The 16,407-nt window shown below is 62.6% G+C and carries 14 protein-coding genes and 1 pseudogene; 4 read left to right on the forward strand and 11 right to left on the reverse strand.

Annotated features, from left to right (window positions below; genetic code table 11):
- From F3H98_RS29415 to F3H98_RS29455, 8 genes and pseudogenes are all read right to left on the reverse strand, one after another.
- Window positions 1-1,679, reverse strand: a 1,679-nt coding sequence (locus F3H98_RS29415) for a formate--tetrahydrofolate ligase (RefSeq protein ID WP_149762434.1), incomplete at its 3' end; no start/stop codon positions are given.
- A 148-nt stretch (window positions 1,680-1,827) separates the two neighbouring features.
- Window positions 1,828-3,006, reverse strand: a complete 1,179-nt coding sequence (locus F3H98_RS29420) for a DUF2333 family protein (RefSeq protein WP_149764408.1) — start codon at window positions 3,004-3,006, stop codon at window positions 1,828-1,830.
- A gap of 12 nt (window positions 3,007-3,018) precedes the next feature.
- Window positions 3,019-4,305 (reverse strand): DUF6638 family protein, encoded by a 1,287-nt coding sequence (locus F3H98_RS29425; RefSeq protein ID WP_149764410.1) that lies wholly within the window; start codon window positions 4,303-4,305, stop codon window positions 3,019-3,021.
- A 73-nt stretch (window positions 4,306-4,378) separates the two neighbouring features.
- Window positions 4,379-4,794 (reverse strand): annotated as a pseudogene (locus F3H98_RS29430) (endonuclease domain-containing protein).
- Between the two features lie 60 nt (window positions 4,795-4,854).
- The gene (locus F3H98_RS29435; protein WP_149764431.1) at window positions 4,855-6,762 is read right to left on the reverse strand and encodes an AAA family ATPase; all 1,908 of its coding nucleotides are present in this window, start codon (window positions 6,760-6,762) and stop codon (window positions 4,855-4,857) included.
- 135 nt (window positions 6,763-6,897) lie between these two features.
- Entirely contained in the window at window positions 6,898-8,043 is a 1,146-nt protein-coding gene (locus F3H98_RS29440) for a hypothetical protein (RefSeq protein ID WP_149764412.1), read from the reverse strand.
- A 230-nt stretch (window positions 8,044-8,273) separates the two neighbouring features.
- On the reverse strand, window positions 8,274-9,362 hold the full coding sequence (locus F3H98_RS29450) for a hypothetical protein (RefSeq protein ID WP_149764414.1): 1,089 nt from the start codon (window positions 9,360-9,362) through the stop codon (window positions 8,274-8,276).
- A 160-nt stretch (window positions 9,363-9,522) separates the two neighbouring features.
- The gene (locus F3H98_RS29455) at window positions 9,523-10,149 is read right to left on the reverse strand and encodes a thymidine kinase (RefSeq protein WP_149764416.1); all 627 of its coding nucleotides are present in this window, start codon (window positions 10,147-10,149) and stop codon (window positions 9,523-9,525) included.
- 220 nt (window positions 10,150-10,369) lie between these two features.
- Between F3H98_RS29455 and choX the strand changes: the two genes are divergently transcribed.
- The 3 genes from choX (at window position 10,370) to choV (ending at window position 13,554) form a co-directional block, all read left to right on the forward strand.
- Window positions 10,370-11,311 carry a choline ABC transporter substrate-binding protein gene (gene choX / locus F3H98_RS29460; protein WP_149764418.1) on the forward strand — a complete coding sequence of 314 codons (942 nt, stop codon included), beginning with the start codon at window positions 10,370-10,372 and terminating at the stop codon, window positions 11,309-11,311.
- Window positions 11,312-11,521: 210 nt separating this feature from the next.
- Complete coding sequence (gene choW, locus F3H98_RS29465; protein ID WP_149764420.1) at window positions 11,522-12,376, forward strand: choline ABC transporter permease subunit; 855 nt, start codon at window positions 11,522-11,524, stop codon at window positions 12,374-12,376.
- Window positions 12,373-13,554 carry a choline ABC transporter ATP-binding protein gene (choV, locus tag F3H98_RS29470; protein ID WP_149764423.1) on the forward strand — a complete coding sequence of 394 codons (1,182 nt, stop codon included), beginning with the start codon at window positions 12,373-12,375 and terminating at the stop codon, window positions 13,552-13,554. Before choW ends, choV begins: the two co-directional genes overlap by 4 nt.
- A gap of 9 nt (window positions 13,555-13,563) precedes the next feature.
- On the opposite strand, the gene F3H98_RS29475 is transcribed toward choV, so the two are convergent.
- The 3 genes from F3H98_RS29475 to F3H98_RS29485 form a co-directional block, all read right to left on the reverse strand.
- On the reverse strand, window positions 13,564-14,118 hold the full coding sequence (locus tag F3H98_RS29475; protein ID WP_149764425.1) for an RES family NAD+ phosphorylase: 555 nt from the start codon (window positions 14,116-14,118) through the stop codon (window positions 13,564-13,566).
- 2 nt (window positions 14,119-14,120) lie between these two features.
- On the reverse strand, window positions 14,121-14,459 hold the full coding sequence (locus tag F3H98_RS29480) for a hypothetical protein (RefSeq protein WP_149764427.1): 339 nt from the start codon (window positions 14,457-14,459) through the stop codon (window positions 14,121-14,123).
- A 101-nt stretch (window positions 14,460-14,560) separates the two neighbouring features.
- The gene (locus tag F3H98_RS29485) at window positions 14,561-15,865 is read right to left on the reverse strand and encodes a glucoamylase family protein (protein ID WP_149764429.1); all 1,305 of its coding nucleotides are present in this window, start codon (window positions 15,863-15,865) and stop codon (window positions 14,561-14,563) included.
- Window positions 15,866-16,149: 284 nt separating this feature from the next.
- On the opposite strand from F3H98_RS29485, the gene F3H98_RS29490 reads away from it, so the two are divergent.
- Window positions 16,150-16,407 (forward strand): helix-turn-helix domain-containing protein (locus F3H98_RS29490; protein WP_149762829.1); only part of this gene is annotated, 258 nt, incomplete at its 3' end.

Consider the following 16,407-nt stretch of genomic DNA (forward strand, 5'->3'; position numbering starts at 1 on the left):
TAGAACAGCCCTTCGATCTGTCCTTTGCCGTTGAGGAAGATCTTTTCGGATGAGGGTGTTTTGGGCAGGCCTGGCATGGTCATCACCTCGCCGCAGATGACCACCACGAAGCCGGCGCCGGCCGACAGCCTGACCTCGCGCACCGGCACCGTGTGGCCGTTCGGCGCGCCCCTCAGGTTGGGGTCGGTCGAGAACGAATATTGCGTCTTGGCCATGCACACCGGCAGGTTGCCGTAGCCGGCCTGCTCCCACTGGTGCAGCTGGTCGCGCACGCTCTTGTCGGCGATCGCCTCGGAGCCGCGGTAGATGCGCTGCACGATGGTGTTGATCTTGTCGAACAGCTTCATCGAGTCGGGATAGAGCGGCGCGAACTGCGAGGCGCCCGATTCGGCCAGCGCCACGATTTTGTGGGCCAGCTCCTCGATGCCGGCCGAGCCCTTGGCCCAGTGCTGGCACAGGATCGCCTCCTCGCCCATCTCGGCGACATAGTCCTTCATCGCCTGGATCTCGGCCTCGGTGTCGGAATAAAAGTGGTTGATCGCCACCACCGCCGGCACCCCAAACTGGCGCACATTCTCGATGTGGCGGCCAAGATTGGCGCAGCCCTTCACCACCGCCTCGACATTCTCCTTGGAAAGGTCTTCCTTCTTCACCCCGCCATTCATCTTCATGGCCCTGACGGTGGCCACGATGACCGCCGCGGCAGGCTTCAGCCCGGCCTTGCGGCACTTGATGTCGAAGAACTTTTCGGCACCGAGGTCGGCGCCGAAGCCGGCCTCGGTGACGACATAGTCGGCAAGCTTCAGCGCCGTGGTGGTGGCCACCACCGAGTTGCAGCCATGCGCGATGTTGGCGAACGGGCCGCCATGCACGAAGGCCGGGTTGTTCTCCAGCGTCTGCACCAGGTTCGGCTGCATGGCGTCCTTCAAAAGCACCGCCATGGCGCCGTCGGCCTTGAGGTCGCGGGCATAGACCGCTGATTTGTCGCGCCGGTAGGCCACGATGATGTCGCCCAGCCGCTTCTCCAGGTCCTTCAGGTCGGTGGCCAGGCACAGGATCGCCATCACTTCCGAGGCCACCGTGATGTCGAAGCCCGCCTCGCGCGGGAAGCCGTTGGCGACCCCGCCGAGCGAGGCGATGATCTCGCGCAGCGCCCGGTCGTTCATGTCCATGACGCGCCGCCACACCACGCGGCGGGTGTCGATGCCGAGCTCGTTGCCCCAGTAGATGTGGTTGTCGATCAGCGCCGACAGAAGGTTGTGGGCGGTGGTGATGGCGTGGAAGTCGCCGGTGAAGTGCAGGTTCATGTCCTCCATCGGCACCACCTGCGCATAGCCGCCGCCGGCGGCACCGCCCTTGACGCCGAAATTGGGTCCGAGCGAGGCCTCGCGGATGCACACCACCGCCTTCTTGCCGATGCGGTTCAGCCCGTCGCCAAGCCCGACCGTCGTCGTCGTCTTGCCCTCGCCGGCCGGCGTCGGGTTGATCGCCGTCACCAGGATCAGCTTGCCGTCCTTGCCGCCCTTCTTCGAGGCGATGAACTCCGCCGAAACCTTCGCCTTGTCGTGGCCATAAGGTAGAAGATGCTCCGTCGGAATGCCAAGCTTCGAACCAACCGCCTGGATCGCCTGCTTCTTGGCGCCGCGCGCTATCTCAATGTCGCTCTTAACGTCGGCCATGCAGGCTTCTCCCGGGTATCACGAGGTGTGATGGGAAGCGGCAGGGCTGCCGCTTCGGTGTCGGGTCGCATAGAAGCCAATACGCAAGCCGCCGCGCCGTCTCAAAACAGCCGCGCAATACACGGATTGCGACAGCGCTTGCCGAAGCCTATCGATCGAGCACGGAGCGTATCTCGACGATCTGCGAGCGTGCCCGCAGCAGATTGAAGCCCATCGTGGCCAGATGCGAAGGGAACAGGAAACTCGATTCGTCTCCGTTGGAGATGATCCAGGGCTGCATATTGAGGGCGCCGCGCATCTGACTTTGCATCGTGTCCCACAGCGTGGTCAGGTTGCGTTCGCGGATGATCGCCGAGAAGTCGGAGCGGGTGGCGTTCAGAATACCGTAGTAGGCATAGAGCTGACCGTAGGAGAACCAGAAGCGGTCGTCGGCGCGCGGGTCGAACCAGCCGGCATCCGAAGCCTCGATCTGTCCGCGCAGGATATCGGAGGTGGAGCCGATATCGCCAGCGATGCGGTCCAGGAACTGAAGAAGGTTGTCGGAGCGGGCATCGAACGTCGCCTGGCATTTCTCGAGGCTGGCGGTGAAGGTACGCAGCGAGCGGATCGCGTCGCGGTAGACACTCGGCGTCGGACGGGTCGGGCCGCGCAGGCCGACATACCAGGCGTCTTCGTCCCAGGCGAGCGCGGTGCGGGCGTTCTGCAGGTTCTGGTCGATCTGCGAGGTGCCGCGTGTGCGGCCGAGCGTGTCGACGAGCTCGGTGGTCGTGCGCCGCATGACCTGGTTGATACCGAGCTGGAAGGCCGCCTTGTTGTCAAAAAATGGCGTGTTTCGCCAGGGTATTCCGAAAAATCCCAGCTTTGAGGCCAGCATCGAAGATATCCAGGCATTCTGGTTGACGTTGAAGTCAATGAGATCGGCTGCCACTGCGGCGATTTCGGAGCGCTTGCAGGTCTGCTGCTGACCCGGCGCCGCGGGGGCTCCGGGAGCGCTCCCCGCGCCAGTGCTGCCTTCGCCGGTGGTAGCCGCCGCGATCGGATCGCCGGCCACCACGCCGACCGCCTGTGGGTTGGCGCCTGCAGCGGTCACGGTCGGATAGTCCGGATTGAAGTTGTTCCACCACTGGGTGGCGTAGAAGAAATTGGCATAGAGGCCGATGAGAGCCAGAAGCGCCACGCCGACGATCGCCTTCAGCATCCAGCCGCGTTGCGTGTACCAGCGGCCCGCCCACAGGAACGGCCACAACAGGATGCCGATCAACAGCCCGATGCCGCGGCCGATCCACTGGAAGATCCGGACGAAAAAATTCACGATCGGATCAAGCATTTAGCGTCCCCTCTAATCAGCCAGGCCGTAGAGGCGCGCCCTGAACGCCTCCTTGTCTTTCAGATATGTGGTTTTCAGCGTATCCACAACCGCCGCGCGCTGCGCCTCGCCGTAGCCCTCGTAGTCCTTGTAGAAACCCTGCTTGTTGAAGACGTAGCGCGACACGAAGTCGAAGGGCACGAAATCCGAGATCAGCCGGTTGGTCAGCCAGGCGTCGGGATGGTCGGGTTTGGCCCGCACCACCAGGAAGCGGTGCAGCGGCTCGACGTTCTCGATCCGCAACTGCCCGAGCTGCGCGATCTCGCGCTTGGCGGCGTTGAGGAACGGAAAGGTGCCGTCGCGGTTGATGATGTCGGCATTGCTGTGGATCCAGGTCTGCAGCCACACCTTGTCGGCGTTGCCGATGTCGCGTTTCGGCTCGGCCTGGCTGATCAGCGCGCGGATCGCCATCTCGGCGCGATGCTCGAGATAGCCGGACGTCTCGATCCACGAGGCGCGCGGCAGCTCGATGCGCCCCGTCGAGGCGAGGAAGCGGAACACCCTGTCGGCATCGTGAATGGAGAGATAGCTCACCTGCCACGGCCGCGAGCGACGGAAGCCCGGCGCCGAAGGATCGCTGATCACCGTCGTCATGTCGGGATCGATGAACACGTAGAGCCCGCCGAAATGGCTGGTCCAGAACGCGTTGTGGCGGAAGATCACCTGGTCCGGCACCAGCGCGTTCTCGCGGATGTCGCCGGTCACCTTGGCAAGTTCCACCATGCGCTCCAGCATCTGGTTGTCGCGCCAGGCGTTCGGCTCCTGCTTCAGCCGGTCGACCAGGATGCCGAGTTCGGAGGCCTTGCCCAGCACATCCTCCGCCGAAAGCACGCGAAACTCGACCTGGTGGATCGACAGGAGATCCTCGATGTCCTCCACCTTCGACACCGAATCCTCGATCTCGCCGTAGATCACGTCCTTGATTGTCAGCGCGTCGATGGCGCGGCTGTTCTTGGTCATGAACTCGTAGATCAGCTGCGAGGTGTTCGAAAACGCCGTGTGCACCACCGGCAGGTCGATCTGCGACGGGGTGAGGATGATGAAGCGGCGGTTGACCTCGTTGGGGTCGAGATAGAACGGGTCGTCCAGTTCCTCGGCGATCTGCGGCGAGAAGCCGGTGCGGTCGATCTCGAAACTGTTGCGCTTGGTGGGCTTCAGCCCAAACGCCTTCAGCGCCTTGTTGTAGCGCTCGATCAGGTGCTTTTCCTCGACCGGCAGCAGGCGGCCGTAGATGAGCTCGTTGTCGCGCAGAAGGTCCATCAGAACATCCCTTCCTTCTCCACGTTCACGGGGAGAAGGTGCCCGAAGGGCGGATGAGGGGCAGCGCCAACACTCATGGTTTTGCTCCATTCTGCTGCACAGCCGGCAAGAATTTCATCTCGTGAGATATCATCTTGTCACTCTGTCTGCCGTCCAGCACCGCTACAATTGTCTCTAATACAGCTCGCCGATCCCTCAAGACATCGGCATGCCAGAATCTCAAGACCGACCAGCCGTTCCGGTTCATTGTCTCATCGCGAAACCTGTCGCGGGTGCTTCCGGCATGCTGGCTTCCGTCGACTTCGACGACAAGGTTTTGCTCTCGGCAGGCAAAGTCAGCGAAAAACGGACCGATCGGCAGTTGGCGCACAAATTTGCATCCATTCAGCCGGCGCCGCGCAGTTCATGCCACATCACGTTTTCAGCATCGTTTTCGACTTTGCGCAGCACTCGGGATCTCGTTGTCTTCCCAACATTACCTCCACGCATGGCGCCGCCCCTCATCCGCCCTCCGGGCACCTTCTCCCCGTTAACGGGGAGAAGGAAAAATCAATTCCACAGCCCCTTCTTCTGCAGTTCCGCCATCTCCCTCGCCGCGCGCTCGCGCAGCCTGGCGTCGCGCAACAGCTTCGCCACCGCCGCGTCGTCGGACTTGTCGGAATAGCGGAACTCACTGTCGGCGTAGCGGTTCACCTCCTGCATGACCATGTCCATGTCGAACGGCCCGCGCAGTTCCTCGATCATCGCCTTCTTCTCGTCGTAGCCCTTGTGCATGAAGACTTCCGGCTTCTCGAACCACTCGTCCGGCAGTTCGATGTCCATCGCCCGCATCTTGATGGCGTCGGTGACGTTCTTGATGGCGCGGCCGGTGAAGCGCGGCTCGGCCTCCTTGATCATGTGGAGATAGGTGCCGATATCGGCCATCGTCTTCGGCTGGCCGTTCTCCTTCATGAAGCGCTCGTAGACCTTTTCCAGCCCGTCTTCCTGCGGCTTGGCGTGCCCCTCATAGGCTTCCGCAACCGCGCGCTGGATTTCCTGCGCCGCGTAGAGCTCGTGTTCGCCGAGCGGTATCTTGTGGTTCTTGCCGGCCAGAAGCACGAAAATGTCGATGTAGTCGTCGCGCGTCTGCGGCCCGTCGACCAGCCAGCGGGCGCCGGCGCGCTGGCGCAGCGCATCGTCGACGTTTTCGGGATAGTTGGAGAGCATGCCGAAAGAGCAGTTGCCGCGCACCACGGTGCCCGCACCCGCGAAGGCGTCCATCAACACGCCCGTGATCTCCTGCTGGCCGGCCGACGCCCGATCGTCGGAGCGTTTCGCCGCCACCTGGTCGATGTCGTCGATGGTGCCGAAGCCGATGGCGCGCGGGTTCAGCACATTGTTGATGAACTGCCGGCAGTTCTGGCCGGACTTGCCCTGGTAGGACGAGATCTGGTCGACGCCGAAATTCTCGTAGACGAAGGGATAGCCGGCGACCTCGGCGTAGCCGTTGACCAGCCCGGCGATCATCTGGATCAGCGTCGTCTTGCCGGTGCCGGGCGCCCCGTCACCGATGAAGGTGAACAGGAAGCCGCCGAGCTCGACGAAGGGATTGAGCTCCCGGTCGAAATCGTAGGCCATCAGCATCTTCGCCAGCTTCACCGACTGGTACTTGGCGATGTGGTTGCCGACGACCTCCTCCGGCTTCTTGAAGGTCATCACCAGCGGCTTCGATTTTTTCCCCGGCGCAACATCGAACCCGTCGAGCGTGAAATCGTCGGCGTCGATGCGGATATGCGCGTTCTCGAAGGCCCCGATACCGTCGAAACGGCCCTTGCGTGAAAGCAGCCCGTCGATGGCGACGCGGGCGAAGGCGTCGGCGCGCGTCATCAGGTCGGCATCGTCCTTGGAGCCGCTGATCGCCCGGTCGAGCCCCGCCACCAGCGATTTCAACGCGTCCTGCGCCGTATCGAACAGGAAGTCCGGCTCGGCGATGTCGTTCGGCGGCTCGCCCTCGCCGTCGATCAGTTGCGAAAGATAGGAGGCGAAGCTGAACGCCGTGACATAGGCCGAAGCCGAAAGCAGTTTCTTGAAATGGCTTGCCTCGTCGCCTTCCAGTGGCGTCCGCGCATTCTTGGCCTGCAGGCTTTCGAGGTCGCAGCTGCGCGCGAAAACGTCGGCCACCGCAAGCGCGACCGCCAGGCCGCGCCGCGCCCTGTAGAGCAGCGCGTGCTGGCCGATCCCCATCAGCTGGTCGTCGGGCTTCACCGCAGCCACCGTCTTGGTCAGCTCAACTTCACGCGTCTTGCGCACCGAGCCGGTCGACACTGTCGAGACGAAGCGCCGCCCGGTGCCGGCGAGCGCCGTGCCCGACTGGCCGGACGCATCCTCCAGCACCACGATGCGCGTGATGAAGCTCTGCGCCATGGCGCGATGCTTTTCGATATCGGCTTCCGCGATCGTCGTCAGGCCCGTGTCCATGGTCAATTACCTCCCTCCTCCCCCTCGATGGGGGAGGTGCCGAGCGAAGCGAGGCGGAGGGGGTGTTTGTAATCACCCCACCCGGCCCTTCGGGCCACCCTCCCCATTGAGGGGAGGGAGGAAAAAGGCTTGCCCTCACACATCGCTGATCACCTGCCCCTTGGACAGGATATGAACCTTGTAGCCGGCAAAGATCTTCTGCGCTTCGCCGGCGGCATAGAGCGCCTGGTAGGCCTCGTGCGGGATCAGCGCGTGTTTCTCGTAGCTTGACACGCCCTGCCTTGCCGCCTCCAGGTCGTCGGTATTGATGAAGAATTCCTGCGTCGCCTTCTCGCTCGACCACAATCCCCGGCGGCCGGGCTTTTCGGCCTTGGAGAAAACCTCCTGGATTGTCCAGGTGAGCAGCCAGGCGTTCTCCGGCTTGCGCACCTTGGAAAGAACGTCCGTAACCGTCGAATTGTTCTCGGTGATGCCCGCCGAATAAAACGGCCCAAGCACCACGCGGCGCAACTGCTTGGGATGCAGCGTCTCGAAATCCTTGTCGAGATTGTTGGCGATGGTGGCGGGCGACAGCGTGTAGGCCGAATTCTTCTCGGTGAAATCGTCGAAGCGGTGCGCCAGTTCCGGATTGAGCAGCCCATCCACCGGCAGTGGGATTTCGACCTTCTCGCTGACCTTGCCGTTCTCGTCGACCAGCTGGCTGACCATCGACGGCGAGGAATCCTCGACCGTCACCATATAGATCAGCGGCAGGTTGGCGGTGCCGTCGAACGACGCCCAGTGGACGAGATAGTAGGGCCGCATCGTCTTCGGATTGACCGAGACCTTGGCCGTCTGCGCCAGCGTGAACGGCCCGAACGTCTCGCCGTCCTTGATGTCCTCGAGATAGAGCCGCTCGGCTATCGACTTCTGCAGAGCCGCCGGAAATTCCTTGTGGCGCAGGATGAAGTCGGCCATCTCGCCGCGCAGCGTGTCGGGCTCTGGAATGTTGGCCAGCCGCTGCTGCGCCTGCCGGCGGTCGTTTTCGAGCTCAAGCACGTTCTGGAACAGCGGGAAGCCGCTTTCGGCTCTGCTGATGCGGAAGCTTTCCATGAAGCCCAGCCGGTTGCGCCACGACGAGAACGATTTTTCCAGCCGCGCGATGTATTCGGCGACGATCTTGGCCACGATGCCGTGCCGATAGAGCGGCGAACGGTCGTCGCGCATGAAGATTTCCAGCCCCTTCAGCGCCGCCGCGATGGCGTCGAAATAGCGCGTGGCGGCTTCGTTCTCGGGTGTCATGCAGATATTTCCAGCGGTAAGCGCCCTACCGTGCCCCCCTCTGTCCTGCCGGACATCTCCCCCACAAGGGGGGAGATAAGCTGGCCGCGACGGCCCCGCCAATCCTGCAATCTTGAAGATTGGCTAAATCGGAAACGAAAGCCAATCTCCCCCCTTGTGGGGGAGATGTCCGGCAGGACAGAGGGGGGCGCGAAGGAGCGCAAACCGATCAAGCGACCTAATCCAGAATCCTACGTCCGCACGTAATCCGCGGCGTTGTGCTTGCGCATCACCTCTTCGAAGCGGCGCGCAAACGCATCGTCGGCGAGCTTCTTGCGGCGCTGGATGTCGCCGGTCGCCGCCATGTTCTTTTCATGCATCTCCAGCAAGTCGCCGATGTGCTTCTGCGCGGCAGCGCCGATGCCGGCCATCGTCTCCTCGGCGGTGGTGTCGACCTGGCTGCCCAGCGTGTTGATCTTGTGGGCGACATCCTGCTGGGCGGCGGTCTTCAAGCTGTCTTCCAGCGCCTTGTAGAGGACGATGCGCTGCTCGGTGTCGATGGTCAGCTTGTTGATCAGCGTGTTCTGCGCGGCGATCTGGTTGTTCAGCGAATCGACGAAGGTCTGGAACATCGAAGTATAGCGTTCGAGCGTCTGGCTCTCGGCCAGCAGCTCCTGCTCCTTCGCCTGCTTCTCGTTGTATTCGGTGGCGAGCTTCGAGCGGTCGCCTTCGAGCTGCGTGCGCTCCTTCTGGTTGGTGGAAGCAGCGATCTTGTTTTCGATGTCGAGCAGCAGCGGGTTGAGTTCCTCGATGCGCTTCTGCGTCGCGGTCAGGTTGTCCATCGTTACCTTGCGGCGCTCGATCACCTGGCCAAGACTGGTCTCCGAGGTCTTGTAGCGGGAATCCAGCACCTGCTTCTGCGCCTTCAGGATGCCGACGATGGTGTCGGATTTCGACAGAAGCTCCTGCAAATTGCCGGCCAGCGACATGTTGCGCACGCGATCGGTGCGCATGCGCTGCTTCTTCTGATCGGAGAAGATGCCGATGAAGCTTTCCCAGCCGGTGAAGCTCTTCATGCTCTCGAACTCGGCGCCGAAGACGTTGGTGGCGTCCTCCAACCCGATGATCAGGTCGGCAATGTTGCCTTCCATCACCTTCTGCTGCTTCAGCACGTCCTCGATGCGGGCGTTTTCGATGTCGAAGTCGACGGAGCCGATCTTCTTGTCGGCCTTGGCGAGCGTGTCGAGCACGGTGCCGGACTGCTCGATCTTCGACCGCATGTCCTCGACGACCTGCTTGGTCTTCGCGATTTCCTGATCGAAATTCTGCAAGGTCGCCATCGAGTTCCTCCGAGCACAGCCACTGGTCGAGTGGAGGCGAATATATGTGGGTGCATTGGCGAATGAAAGGCGTTGGAATTGTGGGGGAAAAGAAAGTTTGCGATCCGGCGGTTAATGCTTTCGGACAGCTATCGCTTCATCGGAGTTTGCAAACGGGCTCTCAGCGCCCGCGGACCTCGCCCGCAAAGCCGATAAGATCCTCCGGTTCCACCCGTCCGATCTCCTCTTCCCAGTGCCGGCGGCAGAGCGAGACGTAGACGTCCTTGCCGATCGCCACCTGCGCGCCCTGCCTGGCCACCTTGCCGTCGGGCCCGAGCCGCACCACCATTGTCGCCTTGCGCCCGCAGCGGCAGATGGTGCGCACCTCGCGCAATTCGTCGGCGATCGCCAGCAGCGCCTTCGAGCCCGAAAACAGCTTTCCCTGGAAGTCGGTCCTCAGCCCGTAGCACATCACCGGGATGCCCAGCCGGTCGGCGACCCTTGCCAGCTGCCAGACCTGCTCTTCCTCCAGAAACTGCGCCTCGTCGACAAACACGCAGTGCAGGCTGCCGTGTCTTCTATGGTCGTCGATGCGGGCGAACAGGTCGTCGCCGTCGCGAAACAGCTCGGCCTCCGCCTCCAGCCCGATTCGCGAGGAGATGACGCCGGCGCTGTCGTCCTTGCGGTAGTGGCCGGCGATGAACAGCATCGTCTCCATGCCGCGCTCGCGGTAATTGTACGATGCCTGCAAGAGCATCGTCGTCTTGCCTGCGTTCATCGTGGCGTAGTGGAAATAGAGCTTGGCCATGGCTCCCTTCTAGTAAAAGGGCACTCGGCCGGGGAATAGGCCTCGCCCGCCTTCCACCGGAAAAAGCAAGGTCCTGTCGTTGTAAGACCAATGCGCGGCGCGCCTCGCCAAGCGATGCCGCTTGAATCGGCTCCAAAATGATGTTTGGCTTGAAGAACCCGGACGGAAGAAAAACCGTAACTTCCGCAACCGACAAAAGAATTCCAATGGGAGAAATGACATGTCGCGCATGAAGATATTCGCCGCCACGCTGGGGCTGGTGGCATTTGTTTCGGCCAGCACCGCATTCGCGGCCGACGCCGAAAGCTGCAAGAAAGTCCGCCTTTCCGATGTCGGCTGGACCGACATTCAGGCCACCACCGGCGTTGCTTCGGTGCTGTTGACGGCGCTCGGCTACGAGCCGGAAGTCATCCAGCTATCGGTGCCGGTTACCTATGCGTCGCTGAAGAACAACGACCTCGACGTCTTCCTCGGCAACTGGATGCCGTCGATGACCGCCGATATCAAGGACTATGCCGCTGAAGGATCGGTCGAAACGGTCGGCGAGAACCTGACCGGCGCGGGCTATGGCCTGGTCGTGCCGACCTACATGGCGGATGCAGGCGTGAAGACGCTGGCCGATCTCGCCAAGCCCGAGATCAAGGAAAAGCTCGACGGCAAGGTTTACGGCATCGAGGCCGGCAACGACGGCAACCGCATCATTCTCGACATGATCGCCAAGCCGGACAGCGGCCTGGCAGGCTACGAACTGGTCGAGTCGTCGGAAGCCGGCATGCTCACCCAGGCCGAGCAGTCGATGAAGGACAATCAGTGGATCGTCTTCCTTGGCTGGACGCCGCACCCGGTGATGGGCGAGATGAAGATCAGCTATCTCGACGGCATGGGCGATTCCGGCTTCGGCGCCGCCACCGTGCTGACCAATGTGCGCAAGGGTTATGTCGCCGAGTGCCCGAACGTCGGCAAGTTCATCACCAACCTGAAGTTCGACCTGTCGATGGAAAACACCATGATGGACGCCATCCTGAAAGGCGGCAACGCCAACGACGTGGCGACCGAGTGGCTGAAGAAGAACCCCGACGCCGCGACCCCGTGGCTCAACGGCGTCACCACTTTCGACGGCGGCGATGCCGCTGCCGCCGTGAAGACCGCGCTCGGAAGCTGAGCGCCCTTGCCTGACGAACCGCCATCGAAAAGGGCGGCCCGCGGGGCTGCCCTTTTTTGTTTCCTGTGACAAGATGACGACAAGGCGGCCGGCAGCCGCCGGCAGGACGATCCCGAAACGCCGGCTTCGGATTTCGGGACCGGCCACAAGAAGATGAAGCCCATTCCAATTCATCGGAACAGAACAGGCTTCGGGGAGTGAGGGGAAGATATGGATCCGGTTTCGAAATTCCTGGCCGCCTGGAAAATCCCGATCGGCGCCTGGGGCAAGGCGTTCTTCACCTTCCTCACCGACCACTTCAACGCGGTCTTCCGCGGCTTTTCCAACGGCCTCAACTTCCTCCTCGACGGCCTCGTCGACGCCCTTCTCCTGCTGCCGCCGGTGCTGGTCGTGGCGCTGATCGCGCTGCTTGCCTGGTATCTGCAACGTTCGAGGGCGCTGGCCATCGGGGTCTTCATCGGCCTTCTCTTCATCATCAACCAGGGGCTGTGGAAGCAGACGGTCGAGACGCTGGTGCTGGTCGTCGCCGCCACGATTGCCTCGATGGCAATCGGCGTGCCGCTCGGCATCTGGGCCGCTCACAAGCCCAAGGTCTACCGCGTCATGCTGCCGGTGCTCGACCTGATGCAGACGCTGCCGACCTTCGTCTACCTGATCCCGGTGCTCACTTTGTTCGGCCTCGGCAACGCCCCCGGCCTCATCGTCACCATCATCTTCGTCATCCCGACCGCGGTGCGCCTCACCCATCTCGGCGTCACCTCGGTGCCGAAGGCGATCATCGAGGCCGGCGAGGCATTCGGCGCCACCAAAAGCCAGCTCCTGTGGAAGGTCGAGCTGCCGGCGGCGCTGCCCACCATCATGGCCGGCCTCACCCAGTGCATCATGCTGTCGCTGTCGATGGTGGTGTTCGCCGCCCTCATCGGCGCTGGCGGCCTGGGCACCGAGATCAACCGGGCGCTGGGTTCGCGCCGCATCGACCTCGGCCTTGAAGCAGGCCTTGCCATCGTCGTGCTTGCCATCGTGCTCGACCGGATGACGCGGATTGGCGTGGGAGACAAGAAATGAACGTCGCCGTCGATTTCAAGAATGTCGACATCGTCTTCGGCCCGGATACGGCCGACGCACTGGCCATGGTCGACCGTGGCGCCACCCGCGCCGAGATCCTCGAGCAGACCGGCAACGTGCTGGGCTGCGCCGGCGCCAACCTGACCATCCACGAGGGCGAGATTTCCGTCCTCATGGGCCTGTCCGGCTCCGGCAAGTCGACGCTTTTGCGCGCCGTCAACCGGCTGAACATCGTCAGCCGCGGCCAGGTCCTGGTCAAGGACGGCGAAAAAATGGTCAATGTCGTCTCCTGCGACGCGGCGACGCTCCGGCGGCTGCGACAGAACCAGGTCGCCATGGTGTTCCAGCAGTTCGGCCTCCTGCCCTGGCGCACCGTCGAGGAAAATGTCGGCCTTGGCCTCGAACTTGCCGGCGTGCCCGACGCGGAGCGCAAGGCGCGCGTCGACAAGCAGCTCAAGCTGGTCAACCTCGACCCCTGGGCGAAGAAATACGCGCACGAACTGTCGGGCGGCATGCAGCAGCGCGTCGGCCTTGCCCGCGCCTTCGCCACCGAAGCGCCGATCCTCTTGATGGACGAGCCGTTCTCCGCGCTCGATCCGCTGATCCGCACCAAGCTGCAGGACGAACTCCTGCAGCTGCAGAAGACGCTGAAGAAGACCATCATCTTCGTCAGCCACGATCTTGAGGAAGCGCTGAAGATCGGCAGCCACATCACCATCATGGAGGGCGGTCGCATCGTCCAGACAGGCGCGCCGGAAGACATCGTTTTGCGTCCCGCCAACGACTATGTCCGCGACTTCATCGCCAATGTGAACCCGCTGTCGGTGCTGACGGCGTGGAATGTCATGCGCGACCGCCGCGACCTGGAATCGGCCGGCCGCGGCTGGACCTGGCTCGACCGCCGCAAGACCACCCGCTTCAAGGTCGACAAGGACGGCCTTGTCGCCGCCGCCGAGCGCGACGGCAAGCCGGTCGAGTGGGTCTCCTGCACCGATGTCGAGCAGCACCCCGAGGACGGCACTCAGGTCTACTGGGCCAATCCCGGCACGCCGCTGAAGACGGTCATGCTCGCCATGCACCGCTCGCAGACCGCACCGGTAGCGCTGTTCGACGAGCAGTCGCGGTTTGTGGGAGCTATCGGGGTGCGGGATGTGCTGTCGGCGGTGCTGAGGAGATAAGGGCCGCGGCTACACTATCCGCCCTTGCCGCCACGCATTCCAATCGACAGCTTCGGATGCTCGCACGTCCAGCGTTCCGGCTGCATCGCGATCCATGAAGATCACCAGATTTTGTGACTGGTGTCGTGCGCTGGGCACGATAAGACCATCGAACTCAAGAAAGTGAGCGGCGGCGGCGACAGCCTGCGTGGCCGTGTAATCGAAGGAAGTATATCGCGATACGTCGATGCCCAACGGGCCGAGCGACGCCATGTCCGCCAGATGCAGCGTCCTTTGTGCTTGCACGCCGATTTCGTGTATTTCGTGCGCAATCCGGCTTGGCCAAACGGGTTCCAGCGAAAGCCTGAAGCCGATCTCGGCCAGCGCCCCTTCCCGTTCCAAGCTGCTCGTGTAGAGAACCTCGACGGTCCCGCCGGGGCTCCACCGGCCATCGGCTGCCGATCCCCGAATAGGGTCGCGCCCCGACCGCGTTATGCGCCAGACGGTTTGACTGAACGAAACAACGTCTGCTGCCTCAAGGGCGTCCAGGATCGCACGATCGTGAACACGCCCCGAACTGCCCATGGCTAGGTGTACGATCCTTCGTCCAGGCTCTCGATCACCGCCAGAACCTCGTCAGCCCGGCCGGAATGAATGAGATCGATGGCGCGCTCGCCATTCAGCAGGCGATGCTTGGAGTAAAGCCATACCCGCGTTTCCTCGGGGTTGTAGAGTTCCGCCAGGCGGTCCACCACATAGCGCAGGTCGGATATCAGCAATTGCGTTTTCGGGTGAGGAAACGATGTGCCCGACATCCATCGCGACACCGTGGCCGGAGAAACAGTGGCAATATTCGCCACGTCCGTGCCCTTGAGCCCGCCGCGTTGCCGCAGACCGTCTATAATTGTTGCTACTGCGCTTGCCATAGCCACCATCCCTGGCGTTGCCGGCCGGTTTGCGGCAGGCCATCATCTCACGGCAACATAGCACTTCTGTTTCATAAATTCAAAGCGTGAAATAGAAATGCTCACAACCACCCACCCGTAAACCCTGCGCTTCTCAGTCCATCCACGATGTACGGGCATTCCCGCATCAGCTTCCAGATGAAGTCGGTGCGGTGGTTTTCGATCATCAGCGGGATCGGCCCCTGGTTGATGCCGACATGGTCGGCGCAGGTCCAGCCGCAGGCGCGGCCGTCGACCGTTTCCAGCGTCGGGTTGAAGCTCGCGGTGAAGCCGTAGGGATTGCCGTTCTTCAGGTCGAGATCGTGGAAGTGCTTGAGGGCCGGCAACACGATGTCGGGAGCGAACGGCAGCGACGCCGCCGCCGCCCAGGGCGACAGCGTGCCGTCGTCGGGACCGAAGGGCGCGCCGCGCGCCCGGTAGTCGAAGAAGCGGCGGGTGACGCCGTCGATCCGGCGCGTCAGCCGCCCCGGCCCGTCGCTCGCGGTGATACCCCAGCAATTGGCGTGATAGCCCTTGAAGCCGCGCGGATTGCGGATGGCGTACTCCCTCTGCACATGGGTCGCCTGCCGGCTGTTTTCGAAATAGTCGCTGCCCCGCGCCCGCATGAAGGCGTCCCTGATGCCGCGGAAATCGATCCAGATATGCGAGAACTGGTGGATGAACAGCGGCCCGGCATAGACGAATTCGCGGCCGTAGATCTCCTTCCAGCGGTAGCTCGACAGCCACGCCGCATAACTCTCCGGCGGCAGCTTGTGGGTCGGCGATCCCAGCCCCAGCACGTAGAGGATCAGCGCCTCGTCAAAACCTTCCCAGCGATAGCGCAGGAAACCTTTTTCCGGCCGCCAGCCATGTGTCACCATGGCTCCGCCGTTCTGTGCCCAGTTCCAGTCGACGCGCCGGTAGAGCGCGTCGGCAAGCCGCCTTATCTCCTGCTCGCCCTCGTCGTCCTCCTGGAAGAAGGCGCCCGCCGCCAGCACGCCGGCGATCAGCAAGGCGGTATCTATGGTCGACAGCTCGCATTTCCAGACGCGGCGGCCGCTCTTCATGTCGAGGAAGTGGTAATAGAAACCCTTGTATCCGGTGGCGTCGGTTTCGGGGCCTTGGCGGCTGTCGTGGAAGAAGCGCAGCGTCGCAAGCGTCCTGTCGCGCGCCGCCCCACGGCTCATGAAACCGCGCGCCACACAGATAGGATAGGCGGTCAGCGCCATGCCGACTGCGGCCATGCTGGCCGGCGCGCCCTCGCGGTTGCGGTCGGGTATGAGGCCGTTTTCCGGGTTCGCCTCTTGCAGGAAATAGTCGAGGGAAAGCCGCTGCAGGTCGAGCAGCAACTCCTCGCTCAGCGGTTCGATTTTGGCCGATGCATCCATTGCTCGTGATGGTCTCCGTCGCCCAAAGCCGCCGCCTGGTCTTTCCGTCGGGCAACGAAGCCCTGCTCGCCGCTCAACGTGGGATGGAGAAACGCCATCGGCAAGCGCAAACTGCTTCACGCACGCAGCGAAAGCATTTTTCAGCCAAATGGAATCATTTGGCGTCTGCATAAATGCGGCAAAACAAACAGCTAGAGCGTTTCCGAGTTTGACCGAATCGCTAGGGATTCCAGTTGGTTTGATTTTGTGATTCAAGATGCTGGCTGGATAGGAGGCCAGCATCGATGACAGCACCTCTTTCCAACGATTTGCGCGAACGGGTTGTGGCGGCGATCGAGGCCGGTGAGAGTTGCCGTTCGGTTGCGGCTCGTTTCGGCATCGCGGTGTCGTCGGCGGTGAAGTGGTCGCAACGCTATCGCTCGAGTGGTTCGGTCGCGCCCGGCAAGATGGGTGGCCACCGCAAACGCATCCTGGAGCCGCACCGAGCGTTCATTGCGGAGCGGATCAATCAGACGCCGCATTTGTCGCTGCATGGATTAAAG

It is taken from the genome of Neomesorhizobium albiziae (genome assembly GCF_900114255.1).
Lineage (GTDB): Bacteria > Pseudomonadota > Alphaproteobacteria > Rhizobiales > Rhizobiaceae > Neomesorhizobium > Neomesorhizobium albiziae.